The following is a 17,658-nucleotide window of genomic DNA, read 5'->3' as shown; positions in this document are numbered from 1 at the left end:
TGCCTTTTGGTAAACAGAGGTCATCGTGATATGAAAAGGAGTTGGATTTTTTACCGTTAAATTTTGACCAGATTTAACCCATTGAAGTTTATCAGCTGCTAAATTCGCATCGTCTTTAATCGAAGCTGGTCGATAAAAGAATTTAATACGTGAGCGAATTGCTAATTGCAGGAAATTATCAGGTGTCGTATCTTCACTTTTTGAAGTTGGTCTTGGAGGAATATCCAAAACATTTAACCACAAAACTGTTTCTTGCTTCTGATTTAGCTGAGAAGCTGTTGGCAGAGCAGTAATACGAAGGGTCTGACTTTTTGTAGCCTCAACACGAGAAATAGGAGGAGCAATCATAAAAGGTACTTTTGATTGGTCCGGAGTGCTTTTTGGGTCACCTTCATCAATCCAAGCTTGGACAAGTGCTGGTTTTGAACCGTTATTGCTAACTTGTAGTGTAACTTCGCGAGCATCCGAAGGATAAATCACACGAGTGCCATGAATTACAATTTCTGCTTGAGTAGCAGGTGCAACAACTGCTGAAGCAAATGCCAAACCTAACAAAAAATTATAACTGTTCAATTTCATTTCAGAATTCTCAACCAAGAATGATTCGGGAAAGCGTCACAAAAAGAGGGTTTCCATGTAAACATAGAAACCCTCTCATCCATCAATTATTGATAGATAATTGTGTATTGAACAGAAGTGTTTACTTTACCAGCGGTAGAAGCGCCAGTTGCATAGTATTCAGCATAGTAGTTAAGGTCAGCACTTGCGCCTTCAACTACGTCAACCCATTGAGAGTTAGCTTGAGTACCATTTGCACCCGCAGCAAGTACTGGGATGAAGTTATTATTATCACCTAAAAGTTGAACATCAACGTTTTTAGCACCAGTAGCATCTTGGTTAAGTAAACGACCAGAATTAAAGTCAACAGTTGCACCTGGTTCGAAGTAAGTCGCTACTTTACCTTCAGAACAGTTAGCTAAGTTGATTTGGAAAGGAGTACGGCCAGCTGTATCCCCAGCTGCAGCTAAAGTTTGTTTAGAAACAGTTGGAAGAGTAACTGTGAAGTCTTTACCTGCAGGGGTAACGATGTCACAAGTTTTGTCTGTAACTAAACCATTAATTGTAATTGTACCGTCAGCAGCTTGAACATTCGCAATTCCTACAACCGAAAGAGCAGCGATCAAAGCAAGTTTTTTCATGGTATTTTCTCGTAAAGTTTAGATAAGGAAAAAATTAATTACACTTCAAATAAAATGCCTTGAAGTCGTAATGGGCGGAAATTAACAGTTGATATAAAAAAATGCAAACTTCATCACATAAAACTCATTGTTTTTCTCTCAACACTTGCATGAAAGGTATTGTTTTATATTTGTTTTTGCTACCTATATTACATTGTAATTTTTTTGTAACACTGTGAAGTTTGTCTTTATAACTCCACTTGATTTTGAAAATTTACTTACTAATTTGAGACTGCTAGCTATTATTTTTGTGTCATAAGATGTATCTTCAATGGGTGTTTTGTTAGTTTTGTTTATTGAATGTCTAAAAAGAAGTTAAAAAAGCTGTATTTGAGGAAAGGCGAGCATCCATTTGTTTTGAGTACTTTATTTGCTTCTTCAGCAAGGAACCAAGGGTGGAGTGTTGAAGAGATCAATGAAGTGCTTATGAAGTCAAGGGGACTTGATTATGCACATTTCTATAAGACATTGACCTCATATCTTCAGGATTGAGAATAGCTGGTAGATGATTAATTGTTAAATATTGAGACTATATTAGTAATAATGTGATTTTATGAGGCCAAAGCTTAAATTGATTTGTATACAAAGTGAGTTTTACAATAGCCGTGTTTTTGCATCATATTTTTAATAGATTGTTCTACTTTTTGCTTTAGATTTCATTGTAAGTATCGGATTGAGATTTTTGGGAATTGACGTGATGCGGAAGGATGTTACAGTAATTATGATCATTTTTTTGTGACTTCGTTAGGTTATTTCTCCATAGCAAATTTGTCGAGAGAAAATCCAAGTATTAGTTTTATAGGTGATCGTATTACTTAATTGCTGCCAAACTTATAGATTTATGGATAACTAAAAATATATCAATATGCTCTAAAGCAAATGGCTTACTTCTGTTTTTTTCTAGTTCAATCAGAGTATTGATATAAGCCCATGTTTTCTGAGGTTGATGCAGTTTTTTATCGTAAACAGAGTCACTAGATTACACTGTCTAGAATATTGATGAATACGTTAGCTAAAAATGTAGGACTATTTACGTTTAATTATTTAAATAAAGACAATGTGAGTTGGAACCCCCAGTCTTGATATTCATCCTGAATTTCTAAAATTGAAGCTATAGCTCTCCGACATCCATTGAAAAACTCATTATACGACTATATGAAAAGCATAGGTTGTTTTGTTGCATTGCATAAAAAGATTTCTTAGTCATCAAGGAGATGGACTGAAGATCAATTAAATTTAAGATTTGCGCTTCTAGTACAGCTTATGTTCAATTGTGATTGTTGGATTATGATTCATCACAAATGATTTTTAATGATCCTGAGTTCAATATACTTTATTTGATCGTCAAACAGGGTGATCACTTTGCACAGGCAATAGTGAAATCTGTCAGTGACTTGGAAAAATGGGATTGAACAACATTTTTAACGTACTAGGAGAAGAGGGTTTGGATATTGTTGAGGAGTTTTACACAGGAAAATCCAAATCAGAGCAACATCTAGTTGTTGCCAAGACAGTAGCTTAGCATTTCCTTCTGCCAAATACCTCAACACATTGCTGATGAGGTTTTTTCTGATTTAAGGTTTAAACTTCCTGTTGAGGTGGTTCCTTATAAAGACCGCGTATCAGAATAGGTAGATTTAGTTCAACTAGGTTGACGGTGGTCGGATAGCATAGTTCAAACAATACGGCTCCATGTATGGATGCCCATAAAGCTTGAGTGCAGGTTTCAATATTATCAATCGCATAAAACAAGCCAGTATCAACACCTGATGCTATTAATCCTGAAAATAGCGAGAATGCATTGGAAGAAGCCATCATTTCTAACAGGTTGGCTTCATTGGCGGCAGGTGAACAACCAAATAAAAATAAATCTGGATTGGATAAAGCTTGCTCCCGATAAATATGTGCGGTTTGAGTGATCAATTCAACGGTTGAGGAATGAAGTTTTGCTTCTAATAATCGTTGCTCCAATTCTGTGATCCAGTGCTGGTACATGGCCTGAATTAAACCTGATTTTCCACCCAGTAGGGTGTAGATGGCTTGAGTTGACGTTCCTGATAGTTCTGCCACCATACGCAAATTTAGAGTATTCATTCCCGAGTTTTTTACCATATGTCGCGCAACATTTACTATGGTTTTTTTAAGCTCGGCGGGCGATTTAGTTGAGGCGGATTTAATGTTCTGTGTGGTTGAGGCCATGCGAATCACGAATTAATTTTGCAATTTCTCCATTTTAATGCAAAAGCATTGACATTGTCTATAACGATGTTATATCGTTGTTATTGTGGTCATACATTGAAGTCGGGATGAGTAATCATGAATAGACCAGCTACCAATAAAAACCGTCAAAACATGTTAAATCAGAAGCCTTACGAAATAAATCCATCTACGATCCAATCGACATGGGGAGAGTCGACACCTGATTATTGGTTTGCAGATAATCCTTTTTTGACGCATTTTATGAATGCTTTTTCGGGTATCTTACCGCAAGGTGAATATTTCATGATTGCTAGTGTGCGTTCGGTACGTGATCAAGTACAACAGCAAGCTCAATTAAATAAGGATATTTCAGGATTTATTGGGCAAGAGGCTCATCACGCCAAAATACATCAATCCTTTAATCGTATGTTGGAAGAACGGGGGCTACCTGTTCAGCAATTAGAAAAATTGATGATGCAATGCCTTAAATTTGTCGATCAGCTGTCTGAACAAAATCGCATGGCGGTGACGGGGGCGACGGAGCATTTTACAGCGTTGTTTGGCAAATTATTGCTGACCCACCCCGAAATCATTGAACAAATTGATTCGACCATGAAAAGGGTGATGATTTGGCATGCACTTGAAGAACTTGAGCACAAGGCTGTTGCCTATGATGTTTATCAATTAATTGATGGTAGTTATGGGCGTCGCGTGTATGGTATATTGTTGGCAACAGGTCTTATTAGTGGCACGGTATTATACGGACAGGCTAGTTTTTTATGGGCGGATAAATCCATCTGGAATCTTAATGCCACTATGAAAGGGCTATGGTGGATGTTTGGTGTTGGCAAGAAGGCTGGATATTTTAGAAAGGCGCTACCAGGTTATCTGGAGTTTTTTAAACCGAATTTTCACCCAATGCATGATGATAACTCCGCGCTGATTGAGCAATGGAAGCCTATACTGAATTTACATAATGTATAAAATTAAAGTTTTCCTTTTTAAGGTGAGCCCTAAAAATAAACTTACATGAACAGATGAAAATGGATAGTCGCCACGTATTACAAATGGGTTGAAAGAGCAAGCTTTTATGCTCATAATAACTGTGCTTTTTTGTTATTTGTAAGATTTATATTTGGTAAGATTAATCAATAATTCTAATAGACTTGCCTAAATAATAATTGAATATATTCAAGCTAGCGTGATTTAGGATTGCTTCTTTCAGTTTTGTCCACCATTCTTTTCTTCTCTAGATTAATTTTAAAGGATTGTGCTAGGTCAAGGCTTATTAATTTTCCTCAATTCTATATTCTGACTAAGTTTACCTTCCTTTGCCATTTGCAAAACCTGCTCATTGGTAAGTACAGGTATAAAGTATTTGTCTCCAATTTTTCTTGAAAGAATTTTCACCTCTTCAGCGGTTAATACTAATGCTTCGTTATTGACTGCAGCATCATTAATTCTAGTAATAATTTTGTTAATTGGTGGTTTTGAGTAATCCATTTATCATCCTTAAAATATACTTGAACACACTTCGAGGGGCATTCGATCTTTGGGAGGCGCACAACATACCAACCATTTCTGGTAGGAGGGCTTTGAACCTGACCCCTTTACCATACTATTTCACTGGCAGAATGGATAGGAATATATCCATTTCCATCATTAGCCTTGTACCCTGTATAGGTAAGGTATTCATCTTACTGTATACTTTTACTAGATCTCACCTTTTTGAAATGACAGAGGTTTTTTCTACCATATTCGGAGAATTGTACATTGTGCTAAGAGTTTATCGGATAGTTAAGTATTTGATGTTTATAAATGTTTTGATATTTAAGGATTTTAGTAAAAATGTAATTTTAATCACATAAAATTACAGTAATGTAAGTTTAATCAATAAGTTGACTATGTTGAAAATCTCAGCTTTAGCCTTACTTGGGGCATCTGTTGTTTATTATGTATTTATTAATCTTTCACGCCCAGAGAAGAAGTCAAAGATGACTATACTTATATAAATGAAGTTGAACAATCGATGACTGATGCTCAAAAATCAGTGGAAAATGCCGATAGATCATTGAGTAAAATTAAATTGAAACAATTAACTGATAGTGAAATTCAAAAATAAACTGTTTTAAAGGGTAAGTATTTGAAAATAATAAAATTATTGTATGTTTTTTATGGGTGAGCTATTGCATATTCTAAAGCATGCCATTTATGGACTTTTTTGCATTTCGATTAATTGTATGGAATTCTAACTCCTTATCTTAATTTATAATTAAAGTTGTAAGAGAATGAAATTTTATACTATTAGGTATGGTCATTGTGATAACAGTTTTTTTGTGGCATCGAATTCTGCAGGTGAATTTATTGTTATTGAAGCGTTTGGTTCAGAGTTCAAAATTGGTCATCAAGTACTGTGTAACGGCGTTAGAATAGTGAATGAAACTTTAAATAAAGAAACAAATGCAATAGTTCGAAGCAAGAGTAATGAAGAAGGAGCATATAAATTCTTAAGCTCCCAAAAATGAAAGTTTACATCACTAAACAGGGCCCATAATATCGCAAAATAAAGTGATAGTGTAAATCTGACTATTTAGCCTGTTTAATATGTGAATATTTATTAGTCCTTCCCAAGATGCCTTATTTTTATGAGGTTTACATATCCTTTTACATTTTTGATATGGTCAATGAGCATCATTTATAGTTGCTAGAAAATGAGGTTTTACACAGAGTTTATTTAGTGATGAATTTAACTTGCTTTTAGATTATAACAAATTGAAAAGATAAGAAATGTGGCTATTTTTAATCCTGGAGGAATCCATGAGAGAAAAATTTATAATGGAACGCTTCATTGAACTCATTAGATGAACTTTCTAAGAGTTGAATGGGTTTTATAGGGTATTTAAAATAAAATATTGAAATATATATTATTGTGTGGGACTATTGTTTTGCAAACAAGAGTAGGTGAGATACTCCCTATTACGTTTGTATTTCAGGACTGAGTGGATCTTCACTAAACCCATTTCTTATTTAGAAGTAGAGAAATGGGCTTTTTTTTATGTAGATTGCAGAACAATGTTGATATGAAAATATTGTAATTTGTCACTTTTGCTATTGACCAAAAGAGCGGGCTTACATAGATTAATAGAGTATTTTTGAGAATTATAATTATATAGCTTAGTCCTGAAATACAGTAAGAAGCCTGCTCGTTTGAGTGGGCTTTTTACTTTGTACATTTGAATAAAAACCGCTAAGTTAATTTTCAAAAAGCTGGTTTTGAACCTCTCAAACATGACCTATCAGAATATTGGTCAAGGCAGCATTGATCAGGAAAATCGTATCGTCGATAAGGTTACATCAGACTCTATTATCCTTGTTATGTGCCGTTATCATTGTAATTAAAGATTAATAAAGGTAAAGCTTCATAATAATAAATACTATATGAGCTTTTACTGTGTTGTCTTAGTTTTGCGGTCAAGACCAAACAAGTATCTTAGTATGTAACTTTCTATCAATGTCTTTTGAGTGCTATTTTAATTGATATAAGAAAAGTGGCCCATTAGTGTGCGGTTCACTGAATTATTCAAAGCTCATCAAATGATGGGCTTTTTTATGGGCATTTGAAATTGGATTTTTAATGAATAAGGGGATTAGAATGGCAAAAAAGAAATCTAATAGGAACGGTTATGAGAAAAATTATATTAATCTACTTGATTGCTTTTGGAACTGCTGGGTGTACATCCAATGAACTTCAAGAAACTCAGCAAGATATAGAGCCTATTAAAAGTACTTATTGTCTTCCCCTTGAGGCAGAAAAACTTTTAGGCCAACTTGTTCTAAGTGAAGATGATTTAAAAAGAAGAACTAATGCTGGAGTTATTCTAATCTCTTATAGAGGCGAACCTGTTAGTTCAGATTTGCGATATGATAGGTTGAGCATTGTGATAAATAGCGAATTAAAGATCATTTATGCAGCTTGTGTTTAAGGTTGGAATGATATCTAGACGAGATCATGGGTATTGAAATTTAATATTATTTTTATCACAAATTATTAAAATACAGTGAATTACAAGAGAAATTGGGAAATGTTAAGAATACATCTCCTTATAAAGACTTGGTCCTTTAAAGGCCGTCAAGCAAACACTGAACAGGAGTTTGTTATGAGTTATTTAAAATACAAAGGTTATCTTGGGACGATTGAGCCAAATATTGAAACAGGTGAACTATTCGGGAAGTTAGCTTTTATTCGTGATTTGATTACATATGAAGCGGAAACATTAAAAGAGCTTGAAAGGGAGTTTCAATTTTCTGTGGATGGATATTTAGCATCATGTGCGGAATTGGGTAAGTCTCCTGAACAACCACTTAAAGGAACGTTCAATGTGTCTATCTCTCCTGAATTGCACTGTAAAGCCGTGATGGCTGCAGGTGATAGTAACTTGAATGCATTTGTTAGTGAAGCAATCAGTGAAAAGTTGGTGCGACTATACGACTAGGCACTTGACTGTACGGTGTGCTTTGCCTATATTTTTTTGATATGGTGGAGCTTAGAATAACTAAGAGAAATCACCAGTCCAGTTATTATGAAAAAAAATTAGAAAGCCTAACTTTATCAGTGTAAAGGTGTTTTTTTTATTTTAATGTCAAGTGTTGATTATTTTGCGATTATGCGTATAATTTGTGATGAAGTTTGCATTTATTGAGTGGTTTTTCGGTGTTTCTCGCTTATGAGGTGAATATATTTTTTCTATTCACTTGAGTTTATGCTCGCAGCCATCCGTAGATGCGGGCTTTTTTAATTACTTTATCAACTGCAGTATTTATAAATACTGCAGATAACAAGAACCCTCAATGATCAGCGCAAATATCATAAGGGGAAGCCTACTCAATGAGTAGGCTTTTTTTTATTCTAGATATAAAAATAAAAGAACTCGGCACTTTGGGGATGCCGAGTTCCGGTTGAGCCTGAACTTGGTAAACACTTGCGAAGGGAAAGTAATGCTGATCGTCGTATATCAGATTAGTTTAATTACCAGTTCAGAAACAAACTATCAAAATGTGATTTAGTGCACAATATTGCAACTTATACAAAATATGTGTAATACGTCACAAAACTTTGCACATATTAACTTACATCTTTGTTACTTGACTGAATGTCTTATGGCAGAGAAAGCTGCCTTAAATATCAATTGTTGTTTTAAGTAGTAAATTAATATGCTGTAATTTAATGAGTTTTGTTCATGTTATAATGGTTGAATAACCTCATTGGAGTTTGCTATGAGCATTTCAGTACATTGGGTGGAAGCTTCTGTTGATATTGGCCAGGATCAAAAAGTAACTAAGCAAATTTACTTTTATAAAGAACAGTTACTTCATAAAGGCAAAGATTTATCAGATTTAAGTTACAGAGATATTGAGAGTGGCTTGAAGCAACAATATGATGAAACTATTCAAATACGTGTGCTTATAGATCGGGGTGTACATGGAATCAATAAATATAAATCTAGTTTGCGGAATGATTAAAGTCTAGCATTAAAAGTGGAAGATCTCCTTCGGGAGGTTTTTGTTTACCATAGTTATTACGGGTACATGAAGCCCCGCTAATAATCGATATTTAGTGGGTTCTTCTTTTTGGAGTATGTATGAAAAAAGAAGTCGGTTTTCATGTTCCAGTTCGGCCAATGCCTCCAGAATGGATTTTTGAGCTAGATACTCCTAATTTTGCGCCGGCACCAGAAATGTGGGATTGGATTTGACAGGTATTTTTAGATCCTAAATCTCAAATGTTTAACTCAGATCATTTGCATTTACGGTCATTTCGTTACCCGAATATTGCCGTGATGTGGGCTAGATCAGGCTTTAGTAAACAAGGACGTCAGGTCATTGGTACAACAGAGAAAGTCATGATCAATGCTGGTGGTTGGAAAAAAGAGCTACAAGAAGAACAATATATCCAATGGTTCAGATGTGTTCCTGAATACCTCATTACTTTTGATGCTTCATATTCTCGTATTGCTAATGATGTGGACTTTTGCGCTTTGGTTGAACATGAGCTTTATCACATTGCACATAAGAAAGACCAATACGGACACCTGCATATAACAGAGAGACTAGTGCGCCAAAGTTAGCAATTCAAGGCCACTATATAGAGGAATTTACAGGCGTTGTTTGCTGTTATGGAGCAAATAAAAATATGCAAAGAATTGGTGGAAGCAGCGAATACAAGACCAGAGCTGTCACGTGCTGATGTCCATTACGCTTGTGGCACTTGTTACTTGAGAGTGGTTTAAATTTTTTTGCCATTCTACCTTGATGGAATAGTTGAAATGGCAGGTATTACCAAAAAGATGAAACTGTTCATCGTTAGGATGCTTGTTTAATTTGAGACACCCACCAAAACGTCCAAAGCAGTTAAAGACATATTTAATGTTGATGTTTCACCACAACAAGGTGAACTATATGGCCCTACAAAAAGGATGGGGCAGGAATTAAGCCAGGAACTCCGAGATTTATTCTTTGATTTCCGCCGTAAAGCCAATCAAGAGCTTGAAGCTATACCAATCTCAAATAAACGCTATCGACTGCAATTGCTACCTACCGTCCGTGAGGCTAATTCAGAAATTTGGGTGACATGGCCAAATGTCATGATAGTCCAACCAGCCAGCATTACATCGGATCAAGCAAACAAACAAGGCTCATGCAGAATATGAGAGTGCTAGACGGCAAGAGCTTGGCATTAAGAAAGCTATTTGGCTGCATTCTCATACTGGAAAAAAGCCAAAAAACTCACATGTTGCTATTCATGGAAAAGCCTTTGATGTGGTTAAGGACATGTATCTGGATGGCCAGTGGGTTAAATCTGGGCAATTGATTCACTGCCGCAGTGGGAGTAAAGCCATTATTGATGGGGCACTTCTATAGCTAAATAATCGTATTAAATGTGAACTAATAGCAAAAAATAGCTTTTTTTAACGATTGGTTCATGGGATACTTAAGTTTTTCTTATATTTAATATTACATTGTTAATATTTTTTAACATATCGTTTTGCTTGAGTCTAAGGTCAGTTGAGATGAGTCAAATTTCAGAACTAGAAAAAAATGAAATATATATGCAAATAGATAAGAGGTTTCATGATTACATGAAGGCTAGAGTTCTACGCATTGATAAGGACTCCTATAAATATGAACTTTTTAATATCTTGGCTAAAACGGTGATTGAGCCCGCAGGCTTTAGAATTGAACACTTCAGGGGATATACCGCTCAAGAGAAAATTGAAAAGACTTTGTACTGTTGCAGGAAAATAGGATTAGACCAATTTAATACGGAGAGTGTGTTGTTCATCTGGTCGGATGATGCACTTAAATTAGTAGATATCTAAGTCATTATAGTCGTTATTTTTTAATATTTTGGGCCCCACATATTAGTGGGGGTTTATTTTTATATAGTGAGTAAATGAATATAAAAATCGCAATGGACTCATCATCTGTAAGACGATATGACGGCAATGGGCATCTCATCATTGAGCGAACGGTGATTACCAAGTGTGGGGTGAATGAGTACCTTGGTAAAGAGATACCTGGCTACGAGCAGTTAGGTTTAGATCCAAAAAAAATCTATCGCTTATTACGAGATCCGGAAGAGCTGTCAAAGGCTCTTTTTACGTTTAGAGGGGTTCAATTTCTATTATGCCATATCCCTGTCAGTGCTGAAAAGCCTCAGAAAGACTCTACAGTTGGCGCAATAGACACAGAGGTCGAAATGGAGGATGGCGTTGTCTACAGCTCAATGCGCGTATGGGATGACAAAGCGATCTGTTACATCGAAACAGAAATGCTTGATGAGATTTTTGCTTGTTATGCATATACCCATCGATATGACATCAGGTGAATGGAATGGCCAGCTATATGATGGCGTTATGCGAGATATTCACGGCAATCATGCTGTTTTAGTTAAACACGGTCGTATCGGTACAGATGCGGTTATTGCAGATCATCTATCTGATGAATTAATAGAGAGACAAATAGGTAATAAAACCAATCGAAAAAGGTGCAGTTGAGCGAATTGCAAAAGTCATTCAAGGTTTTGCAATGGACTCAGAAAATCCAGAACTTGGGCAAGATCAAGTGGAGGACATTGTAGAGGCTGTTACTCAGAAAATTGAAGAGGAGCCTGAAAAACTAACCTTAGGTGCTGATGAAGTTAAAGTAGGCTTGGCAGCATTAGATGAGGATATTGTTAAAGAGATCCTCACTGAATTGGGCTTAGCTCTGACAGCGGCAGATGATGATGAGGGTAGCCCGGAAAAGGTTGATGGTGGTTATTGGGCTTTGTTGGCCGCAGCTATACCACACCAATTCTTGAGCATCGTGTGGAGGCTTCTATGGAGATTCCTGCAGGTAGAGTGTTAATAGCTATCAGCAATATGCATTATCTCTAGGTTCCTCACTATGATTTATCAAGGCGCTTAAATACAACAGGAAGCAGCAGCTTACTTTGATGCTGTGTTTAACAACACGAACCTGAGTGCTACAGATCAGGACGAAAGTATCATTCAGTTCTACCGTAATGTAGCTACGCCTAAACAAATCCATTCAACCAAAGCTGTCAATAAAACAGAACCAAATGGGCGTGCCATGTCTAAGGTCATGACCATGTTTAACGGGCATGGACGTGGGGCTGAGTTAGCTTCCGCTAAAGATACGGCTTATGGGCTACTTTGTAGTATTACCGAGTTTGTCGATCACGAACGACGTGCGATTTCAACGGATCACCGGATGGATTCAGCATGGTTTGGGGCTGGGGCCAATCTTAAACAACGAGGACTGGAGCAGGCATTAAGAATGATGTCTTAATAACATTTTTAATGGTTCAGTTTAATTTAAGCTTGCCTGTTTAGCCTAAGTCAATTCTTTACGCTGCGTTTTAAAATTACTCTAAGTCGATCTTTAGCCACATTTCTCCCAATGTGGCTTTTTTTATGCCTTAAAAATATAGGAGTACTGTTATGTGATAAATCGCTGTTAGCTAGTAGCAACTTTTTAAAAGTCTACTTGTTAGAGTAAAAACTTATTCACGATATAACCAATAAATAATAAATCCAAACGATTATTTGAAACCAGACGGATGAGCCGTGAACAAGATCGACAAATTTGAGAGTAGCGTATTGGTAGTAGGATAGTGCGGCTGTATGGGGAGAGATTAGATGTAGTTGAAGAGTTTTTCTTAATTCCCCCTTATTAAACAAAGGGGGAAGGTGTAATCTGAATTTTATAGAAGTTTAGAATTAACCATTAATAAGTGCGTCTAATCGTCCTATCCATAAACTTTGTTCTCGGTCACTAGAAACAGCAAATCTCATTTCTGGAATGTTAGGATCGGCTATACGTACTGTAATATGTCTAGCTATAGTCAAAGATCTAGTACCTGCATAAGCACCATCACTATTTTGATATTGAGTTTCATGTACTTCTGACCCGGAAAACCATTGCCTCACATCATCAAAATTACAAATGTAAACGATTGGTTTCGGATCTAAAGTAAAAATAAGTTTTCTATTTTTATGATCAACCAATAGACCTATTGCGGAGAAATCAATGTTAAAACCATGTTTTTTAATCTCGGTTTCTTTTTCTCGATGTAGCTTTTTTATATCTACCATTAACATAGTTCTAAAAAGAAGATATAAGGCATAAGGCACCATACATAAAGAACCTATACCTAAAAAGGCGAGAAAGAATGTACCAAAAAAACCTCCTCCATCTCGAGTAAAAGTGATTATTAATGCAATTGCTAGGATGATAAAGAAAAACATTTTCCAGCGAGAGCCCTGCGATTTGAATTTACCTATATTTGAGAGTTCTTTTATTTCAACAGCCATATTTGTCTTCTTGCTAATCTAAGATTAGGGAAATTTTAAAAAGAGTTTGAATAATTTAGAAAACTAAAGAATTTAATCTTTATGTTTAACTTAATTTTTAGTAGGGTTATTATTTAAACTTGAAAATAAAAAATCAACTAAAAATTATAAATAGAGGTAATTTTAGGCATAGTTATGAGCTAATAATTTAATACAGTATCTTAATTTTTTTGCTAAATTATATTTAATCAGCCAGAAAGTTTGCAGTATTTTTATCAATTAAACTAGTTTAAATTGAGAATATACTTGTTTAATGAGTAATAGAAAAACTGTTTTAAATTTAGTGCAAAATATTTAATGAATATTAAAGTCATGGCTACAAAAGTTATTGTTAAAGCAATCTTCAAAGGATGAATCAGGGCAAAATAACATTATGTAGATTTTGATTGATTATCTTTATCAAAATATTCTATTGATAGATACCCCTAAGAGCTAGTAGCTCTCAGGGCTTATTAAATATCTATTTTTTTTCGAGTTCAATCAAGGTTTGAATAAAGTCCCATGATTTTTTAGGTTTAATAGGGGCTTTCTCACAAACCGAACTATTGATGATGCCATCTAAAAGTGAGAGAAATAGATGAGCTATAGCAATAGGATCGTTCAATTCTAATTCTTTCAAAATAGAAGTGGTGGTATCGAATAACCAATTGCGGTACTCATCCAATACCACCAGAATGGATGGGTATAGGTCGCCTACATCCATACGAGCTTTATGAAATGGGCAGCCTCTGGCATCATTTTGATTTACCCAGTCGATATACCAAAGATAGAGTTGTTCCAGTTTTTCTAGTGGAGCTGACTTTTCCGAGATATGTTCTTCAACTGCAATTTGAATATCGAGTTTTAATTCCTTTAAGCAGGTGAGTACCAATTCTTCTTTGGAGGGGAAATTCTTGTAAAAAGTCATTTTTGCTACGTTGGATTCTGAAATAATACGGTCTACACCGACATTGATATAACTTTCCTGAATAAAGAGCTGAGTTGCTGTAGTTAGAATAATTTCTCTTTTTGTACATTTTTTTTTGAATTTTATTTCTGCATTCATAATGAGTTAGCACAATATTCTGAAGTATTTAGTTTTTATTTTAGTGTATAGATAGGGTATTCGGCTAGGCTTCAGGAGTAAGATTGATATAAAAAATAGACAGAACAGTATGTATTTTATAAAATACTGCAAAATATAACTCAGTCCTATAAAGATGTTGAACAGTATTCATCAAGTTTTAGATAGTTTGGGTATTAGCCCACAGAAACGTGCCATTCATATTCAATTTACTTCTCCGATATTGAATGACCAAGTATTTCTGCAAAGAATTGATGGCGTACATGCATTAAATGATGGCTTAAAAGCAGAACTTTTATGCCTATCAACGAATGCAACGATTCAACTAAAATCTTTTATTGGTGTTCAGGTCGCTGTAGATATAGTGACGGAGCGAGGTGAGTTAACCCGAGTTACAGGCATTATTACTCAAGCTCAACAAGGCCAATCAGATGGAAGCTTGACTTTATATAAGCTGACCTTAGAAGATCCAACCACTTTATGGAAGTACCGTCGCAACTCGCGTGTATTTATAAATAAAAGCGTGGTTGAGATATGGGAAATATTATTTAAAGAATGGCAAGTTAAAAATCCGATATTTGCTGCAAGCTTAAGTTTAGATTTAAGTGGTTTAACACAAACTTATGATGTTCGTCCTTTTGTTATGCAACATAATGAAAGCGATTGGGACTTCCTCACACGCTTACTTCGCTGTGAAAATATCAGTTGGCTAATTGATGAAGCTCAGCATATTGTTCCAAGTACCGATACATCTATTCAAGCTCAGAAACTCAGATTGATTGATGCTAATAGTCAATATCAGCCTTTAGACCGTAAAACGATTCGTTACCACCGTAGTAGTGCGGTGGAACAATACGACAGCATGACTCGCTTAACTGCCGAGCGTTCTCTTCAACCCAACGTTATGCATATACAACGTTGGCAAGCAGAAATATTAGAACAAGAAGAAGGGATTGGAAGCGTTCAAAGTAAGCATCAGCATAGCGAACAATATGACAATGCTACACTTGGCTTAGAGCAAGCTTGGAACTATGCGCCTGCATGGATTGGTGACTTAAAGGGTGAGGATGGTGTAACTAAATCTGGAAATCAACAAATTGAGCGCTTAAACCAGAACCTCCACAATTACTACGAGGCACAGGCGAAACGCTTTATTGCGCAAACGACAGTCCGTGATGCCTATGTGGGTTACTATTTCGAATTAAATGAACACCCAGAAATAGACCAGCATGAAAGCTCAGATAAAAGCTTTTTGATTGTTTCTAAAAACTTCTTTAATCAGAATAATTTACCTAAAGATTTAAATGACCAAATTAATGGTCTATTGGTGCAAAGTAACTGGTCAATACAAAACCCTGAAAACAGTGATGAACGCCAAGCGAATCAGTTGATTTTACAACGTCGTCATATTCCAACAACACCCGCTTATAACCCACAAATTCATAGTCCAGTCACTCATCCACAACGTGCGAAAGTGGTGGGTCCTGAAGGTGAAGAAATCTATGTAGATGAATGGGGACGTATCAAAGTCCGTTTCCTGTTTACCCGCAGTGATGACCATAGCCATGATGGGGGCGCAGGGACCAATAATAATGACACCGATTCAGCTTGGATTGATGTTTTAACACCTTGGGCCGGGGAAGGGTACGGAGCACGGTTTTTACCTCGTATTGGTGAGATCGTCGTTATTGACTTCTTTAATGGTGATATAGACCGACCATTTGTAATGGGTCGAATTCATGAGGCTCAGCGTCATCCAACTAAATTTGATAACAAAGGTAAGCTTCCCGATACGAAAAAGCTGAGTGGTATCCGCTCCAAAGAAGTAGCGGGTGGTGGTTTTGGGCAACTCAGATTTGATGATACTACGGGACAAATTAGTACCCAGCTACAAAGTAGTCATGGTGCAAGCCAGTTAAATCTGGGAAAACTTAGTCATCCTAAAGATAAAGCGGAAAGTGAAGACCGCGGAGAAGGATTTGAACTGCGTACTGACCAATGGGGAGCTGTTCGTGCGGGGGCTGGATTATTACTTTCAACTTATAAACAAGCCCAAGCAAAAGCAGATCATTTAGATGTACAGGAGACACAAAAACAACTTGAAAGTAGTCAGAAAAACACTAAAGCATTAAGTGATTTAGCCAAGAATCAACAAACGGATGAAATCGAATCTGTAGAGCAACTCAAAGTATTTGCAGAACAATTAGAAAAAGATATTGCCAAGTTTAAAAAATCTTTGATGCTCCTAAGTTCACCTGACAGCATTGCTCTGAGTACCCCGGAGGATATTCATCTATCAGCAGATGGACAGATTAACCATTTTGCAGGGGATAGTATTAATCTTAGTACACAGAAAAACTGGGTGGGGCATGCGCTAAATAAAATTAGTCTATTTGCAGTTCAAGGTGATTTTAAGCTTGTTGCCGCACAAGGCAAATTTAGTATTCAAGCTCAATCTAATGCATTGGATATTTTATCGAAGTTAGGTATTCGTATTGCTTCTACTGAAGACCGTATTGAAATTAGTAGCCCCAAAGAGGTTTTGATTACTGGCGCCTCTTCACAAATTGCCCTAAATGGTTCTGGGATATTCCCCAAAACTGGTGGAAAGTTTGAGGTGAATGCTGGACAACACTTATTTAAAGGTGGTGCAGGTGCAAGTCAGTCTGCACAACTTCCAGAAGCAAAGCCATTAAAAGGTGCACTTGAGCTATTGAAAAGCTATGGTGGAAATGACTTTTTTAAACAAACCAGTTTTAAAGTTCAAGATTCATTAGGAAAGCAAGTTACGGGCACATTGGATAACAATGGCTTTGCAACGGTGACAGGAATTGCACCGGGTCCAGCAAAAGTCGAATTTGAGAAAGATCAACGGAGTTCTTGGGATCAAGGAAGCCATTTTACTACACGAAATTATACATGGTCTGATCAAGTCATTAATCGTGTAACTCAAGGGGCGAAGGATGCAATGGGCTCGTTAGGACAAAATATGATGTCGCAACTCAAGAGTAATCTCTTTTCCGGACAATCTTTGAATCTTAAAGATATGGGTAAACAAGCTCTTAGTGATTTAGGACAACAGACGCTAGGGCAGGTTAAAGAACAAGCCGTTACTCAAGTTTTCGGGGGTATTTCTTCACAGTTAAATACCCATTTGTCGCCTGAGCAAATGATGATGGGGCAAGGTGGTTTTAATCCAAATCCCACTGGTAATAAAGAATAAAGTTCAACTGCATTTTAAAAG

The 17,658-nt window shown here is 36.2% G+C and carries 16 protein-coding genes and 3 pseudogenes; 13 read left to right on the top strand and 6 right to left on the bottom strand.

The annotated features are described in order from the left end of the window. The 3 genes from RMB13_RS11565 to RMB13_RS11555 form a co-directional block, all read right to left on the bottom strand. On the bottom strand, window positions 1-579 hold a 579-nt coding region (locus RMB13_RS11565; protein WP_311085303.1), incomplete at its 3' end, for a fimbria/pilus periplasmic chaperone. Between the two features lie 86 nt (window positions 580-665). Then, complete coding sequence (locus RMB13_RS11560) at window positions 666-1,199, bottom strand: fimbrial protein (protein WP_311073117.1); 534 nt, start codon at window positions 1,197-1,199, stop codon at window positions 666-668. 1,620 nt (window positions 1,200-2,819) lie between these two features. After that, window positions 2,820-3,332 (bottom strand): TetR-like C-terminal domain-containing protein, encoded by a 513-nt coding sequence (locus RMB13_RS11555; RefSeq protein WP_311085302.1) that lies wholly within the window; start codon window positions 3,330-3,332, stop codon window positions 2,820-2,822. A gap of 222 nt (window positions 3,333-3,554) precedes the next feature. Here RMB13_RS11555 and RMB13_RS11550 point away from each other — a divergent pair, with 222 nt between their 5' ends. Continuing rightward, complete coding sequence (locus tag RMB13_RS11550; RefSeq protein ID WP_281834491.1) at window positions 3,555-4,421, top strand: metal-dependent hydrolase; 867 nt, start codon at window positions 3,555-3,557, stop codon at window positions 4,419-4,421. Between the two features lie 294 nt (window positions 4,422-4,715). Here RMB13_RS11550 and RMB13_RS11545 read toward each other — a convergent pair whose 3' ends face one another. Continuing rightward, window positions 4,716-4,940, bottom strand: a complete 225-nt coding sequence (locus RMB13_RS11545) for a hypothetical protein (protein WP_281834489.1) — start codon at window positions 4,938-4,940, stop codon at window positions 4,716-4,718. 785 nt (window positions 4,941-5,725) lie between these two features. Between RMB13_RS11545 and RMB13_RS11540 the strand changes: the two genes are divergently transcribed. From RMB13_RS11540 to RMB13_RS11490, 11 genes and pseudogenes are all read left to right on the top strand, one after another. Beyond that, a complete protein-coding gene (locus RMB13_RS11540) occupies window positions 5,726-5,962 on the top strand; it encodes a hypothetical protein (RefSeq protein WP_311085301.1) in 237 nt (78 codons plus the stop codon). A 1,158-nt stretch (window positions 5,963-7,120) separates the two neighbouring features. Beyond that, entirely contained in the window at window positions 7,121-7,420 is a 300-nt protein-coding gene (locus tag RMB13_RS11535) for a hypothetical protein (RefSeq protein ID WP_281834485.1), read from the top strand. A 174-nt stretch (window positions 7,421-7,594) separates the two neighbouring features. Further along, the gene (locus tag RMB13_RS11530) at window positions 7,595-7,930 is read left to right on the top strand and encodes a type II toxin-antitoxin system HicB family antitoxin (RefSeq protein ID WP_281834483.1); all 336 of its coding nucleotides are present in this window, start codon (window positions 7,595-7,597) and stop codon (window positions 7,928-7,930) included. A gap of 781 nt (window positions 7,931-8,711) precedes the next feature. Then, a complete protein-coding gene (locus RMB13_RS11525; protein ID WP_311077310.1) occupies window positions 8,712-8,957 on the top strand; it encodes a hypothetical protein in 246 nt (81 codons plus the stop codon). 119 nt (window positions 8,958-9,076) lie between these two features. After that, window positions 9,077-9,724: pseudogene (locus tag RMB13_RS11520) on the top strand (putative metallopeptidase). Between the two features lie 102 nt (window positions 9,725-9,826). After that, window positions 9,827-10,144 (top strand): annotated as a pseudogene (locus RMB13_RS11515) (DUF2280 domain-containing protein); the annotation flags it as partial. A 360-nt stretch (window positions 10,145-10,504) separates the two neighbouring features. After that, window positions 10,505-10,813, top strand: coding sequence for a hypothetical protein (locus tag RMB13_RS11510; protein ID WP_281834475.1), 309 nt, complete (start codon window positions 10,505-10,507; stop codon window positions 10,811-10,813). Between the two features lie 74 nt (window positions 10,814-10,887). Then, window positions 10,888-11,322, top strand: a complete 435-nt coding sequence (locus RMB13_RS11505) for a DUF2213 domain-containing protein (RefSeq protein ID WP_311077309.1) — start codon at window positions 10,888-10,890, stop codon at window positions 11,320-11,322. Next, window positions 11,309-11,491, top strand: coding sequence for a DUF2213 domain-containing protein (locus RMB13_RS11500; RefSeq protein ID WP_311085300.1), 183 nt, complete (start codon window positions 11,309-11,311; stop codon window positions 11,489-11,491). The genes RMB13_RS11505 and RMB13_RS11500 overlap by 14 nt, the downstream gene beginning before the upstream one ends. Window positions 11,492-11,522: 31 nt before the next feature. Beyond that, the gene (locus tag RMB13_RS11495) at window positions 11,523-11,843 is read left to right on the top strand and encodes a hypothetical protein (protein ID WP_281834473.1); all 321 of its coding nucleotides are present in this window, start codon (window positions 11,523-11,525) and stop codon (window positions 11,841-11,843) included. 63 nt (window positions 11,844-11,906) lie between these two features. After that, a pseudogene (locus RMB13_RS11490) lies at window positions 11,907-12,287 on the top strand (DUF932 domain-containing protein); the annotation flags it as partial. 431 nt (window positions 12,288-12,718) lie between these two features. Here RMB13_RS11490 and RMB13_RS11485 read toward each other — a convergent pair. Further along, the gene (locus tag RMB13_RS11485; protein WP_311077307.1) at window positions 12,719-13,312 is read right to left on the bottom strand and encodes a hypothetical protein; all 594 of its coding nucleotides are present in this window, start codon (window positions 13,310-13,312) and stop codon (window positions 12,719-12,721) included. Between the two features lie 499 nt (window positions 13,313-13,811). Beyond that, window positions 13,812-14,396: a TetR/AcrR family transcriptional regulator gene (locus RMB13_RS11480; RefSeq protein WP_311077306.1), complete on the bottom strand. Its 585-nt coding sequence runs from the start codon at window positions 14,394-14,396 to the stop codon at window positions 13,812-13,814. Between the two features lie 154 nt (window positions 14,397-14,550). On the opposite strand from RMB13_RS11480, the gene RMB13_RS11475 reads away from it, so the two are divergent. Next, window positions 14,551-17,637: a type VI secretion system Vgr family protein gene (locus RMB13_RS11475; RefSeq protein ID WP_311077305.1), complete on the top strand. Its 3,087-nt coding sequence runs from the start codon at window positions 14,551-14,553 to the stop codon at window positions 17,635-17,637. Window positions 17,638-17,658 lie beyond the last annotated feature (21 nt).

It is taken from the genome of Acinetobacter sp. V102_4 (assembly GCF_031799005.1).
GTDB lineage: Bacteria > Pseudomonadota > Gammaproteobacteria > Pseudomonadales > Moraxellaceae > Acinetobacter > Acinetobacter calcoaceticus.
Note: the sequence above shows the minus strand (reverse complement) of the source record. Positions and strands in the feature narration are given on the sequence as shown.

What these genes read in the sequence shown, in the direction of transcription:
- RMB13_RS11510 (WP_281834475.1), top strand. Translation starts at nt 10,505, where the DNA reads ATGAGTCAAATTTCAGAACTAGAAAAAAATGAAATATATATGCAAATA.
- RMB13_RS11475 (WP_311077305.1), top strand. Translation starts at nt 14,551, where the DNA reads ATGTTGAACAGTATTCATCAAGTTTTAGATAGTTTGGGTATTAGCCCA.
- RMB13_RS11505 (WP_311077309.1), top strand. Translation starts at nt 10,888, where the DNA reads ATGAATATAAAAATCGCAATGGACTCATCATCTGTAAGACGATATGAC.
- RMB13_RS11485 (WP_311077307.1), bottom strand. Translation starts at nt 13,312, where the DNA reads ATGGCTGTTGAAATAAAAGAACTCTCAAATATAGGTAAATTCAAATCG.
- RMB13_RS11560 (WP_311073117.1), bottom strand. Translation starts at nt 1,199, where the DNA reads ATGAAAAAACTTGCTTTGATCGCTGCTCTTTCGGTTGTAGGAATTGCG.
- RMB13_RS11555 (WP_311085302.1), bottom strand. Translation starts at nt 3,332, where the DNA reads ATGAATACTCTAAATTTGCGTATGGTGGCAGAACTATCAGGAACGTCA.
- RMB13_RS11525 (WP_311077310.1), top strand. Translation starts at nt 8,712, where the DNA reads ATGAGCATTTCAGTACATTGGGTGGAAGCTTCTGTTGATATTGGCCAG.
- RMB13_RS11545 (WP_281834489.1), bottom strand. Translation starts at nt 4,940, where the DNA reads ATGGATTACTCAAAACCACCAATTAACAAAATTATTACTAGAATTAAT.
- RMB13_RS11530 (WP_281834483.1), top strand. Translation starts at nt 7,595, where the DNA reads ATGAGTTATTTAAAATACAAAGGTTATCTTGGGACGATTGAGCCAAAT.
- RMB13_RS11535 (WP_281834485.1), top strand. Translation starts at nt 7,121, where the DNA reads ATGAGAAAAATTATATTAATCTACTTGATTGCTTTTGGAACTGCTGGG.
- RMB13_RS11480 (WP_311077306.1), bottom strand. Translation starts at nt 14,396, where the DNA reads ATGAATGCAGAAATAAAATTCAAAAAAAAATGTACAAAAAGAGAAATT.
- RMB13_RS11550 (WP_281834491.1), top strand. Translation starts at nt 3,555, where the DNA reads ATGAATAGACCAGCTACCAATAAAAACCGTCAAAACATGTTAAATCAG.
- RMB13_RS11500 (WP_311085300.1), top strand. Translation starts at nt 11,309, where the DNA reads ATGACATCAGGTGAATGGAATGGCCAGCTATATGATGGCGTTATGCGA.
- RMB13_RS11495 (WP_281834473.1), top strand. Translation starts at nt 11,523, where the DNA reads ATGGACTCAGAAAATCCAGAACTTGGGCAAGATCAAGTGGAGGACATT.
- RMB13_RS11540 (WP_311085301.1), top strand. Translation starts at nt 5,726, where the DNA reads ATGAAATTTTATACTATTAGGTATGGTCATTGTGATAACAGTTTTTTT.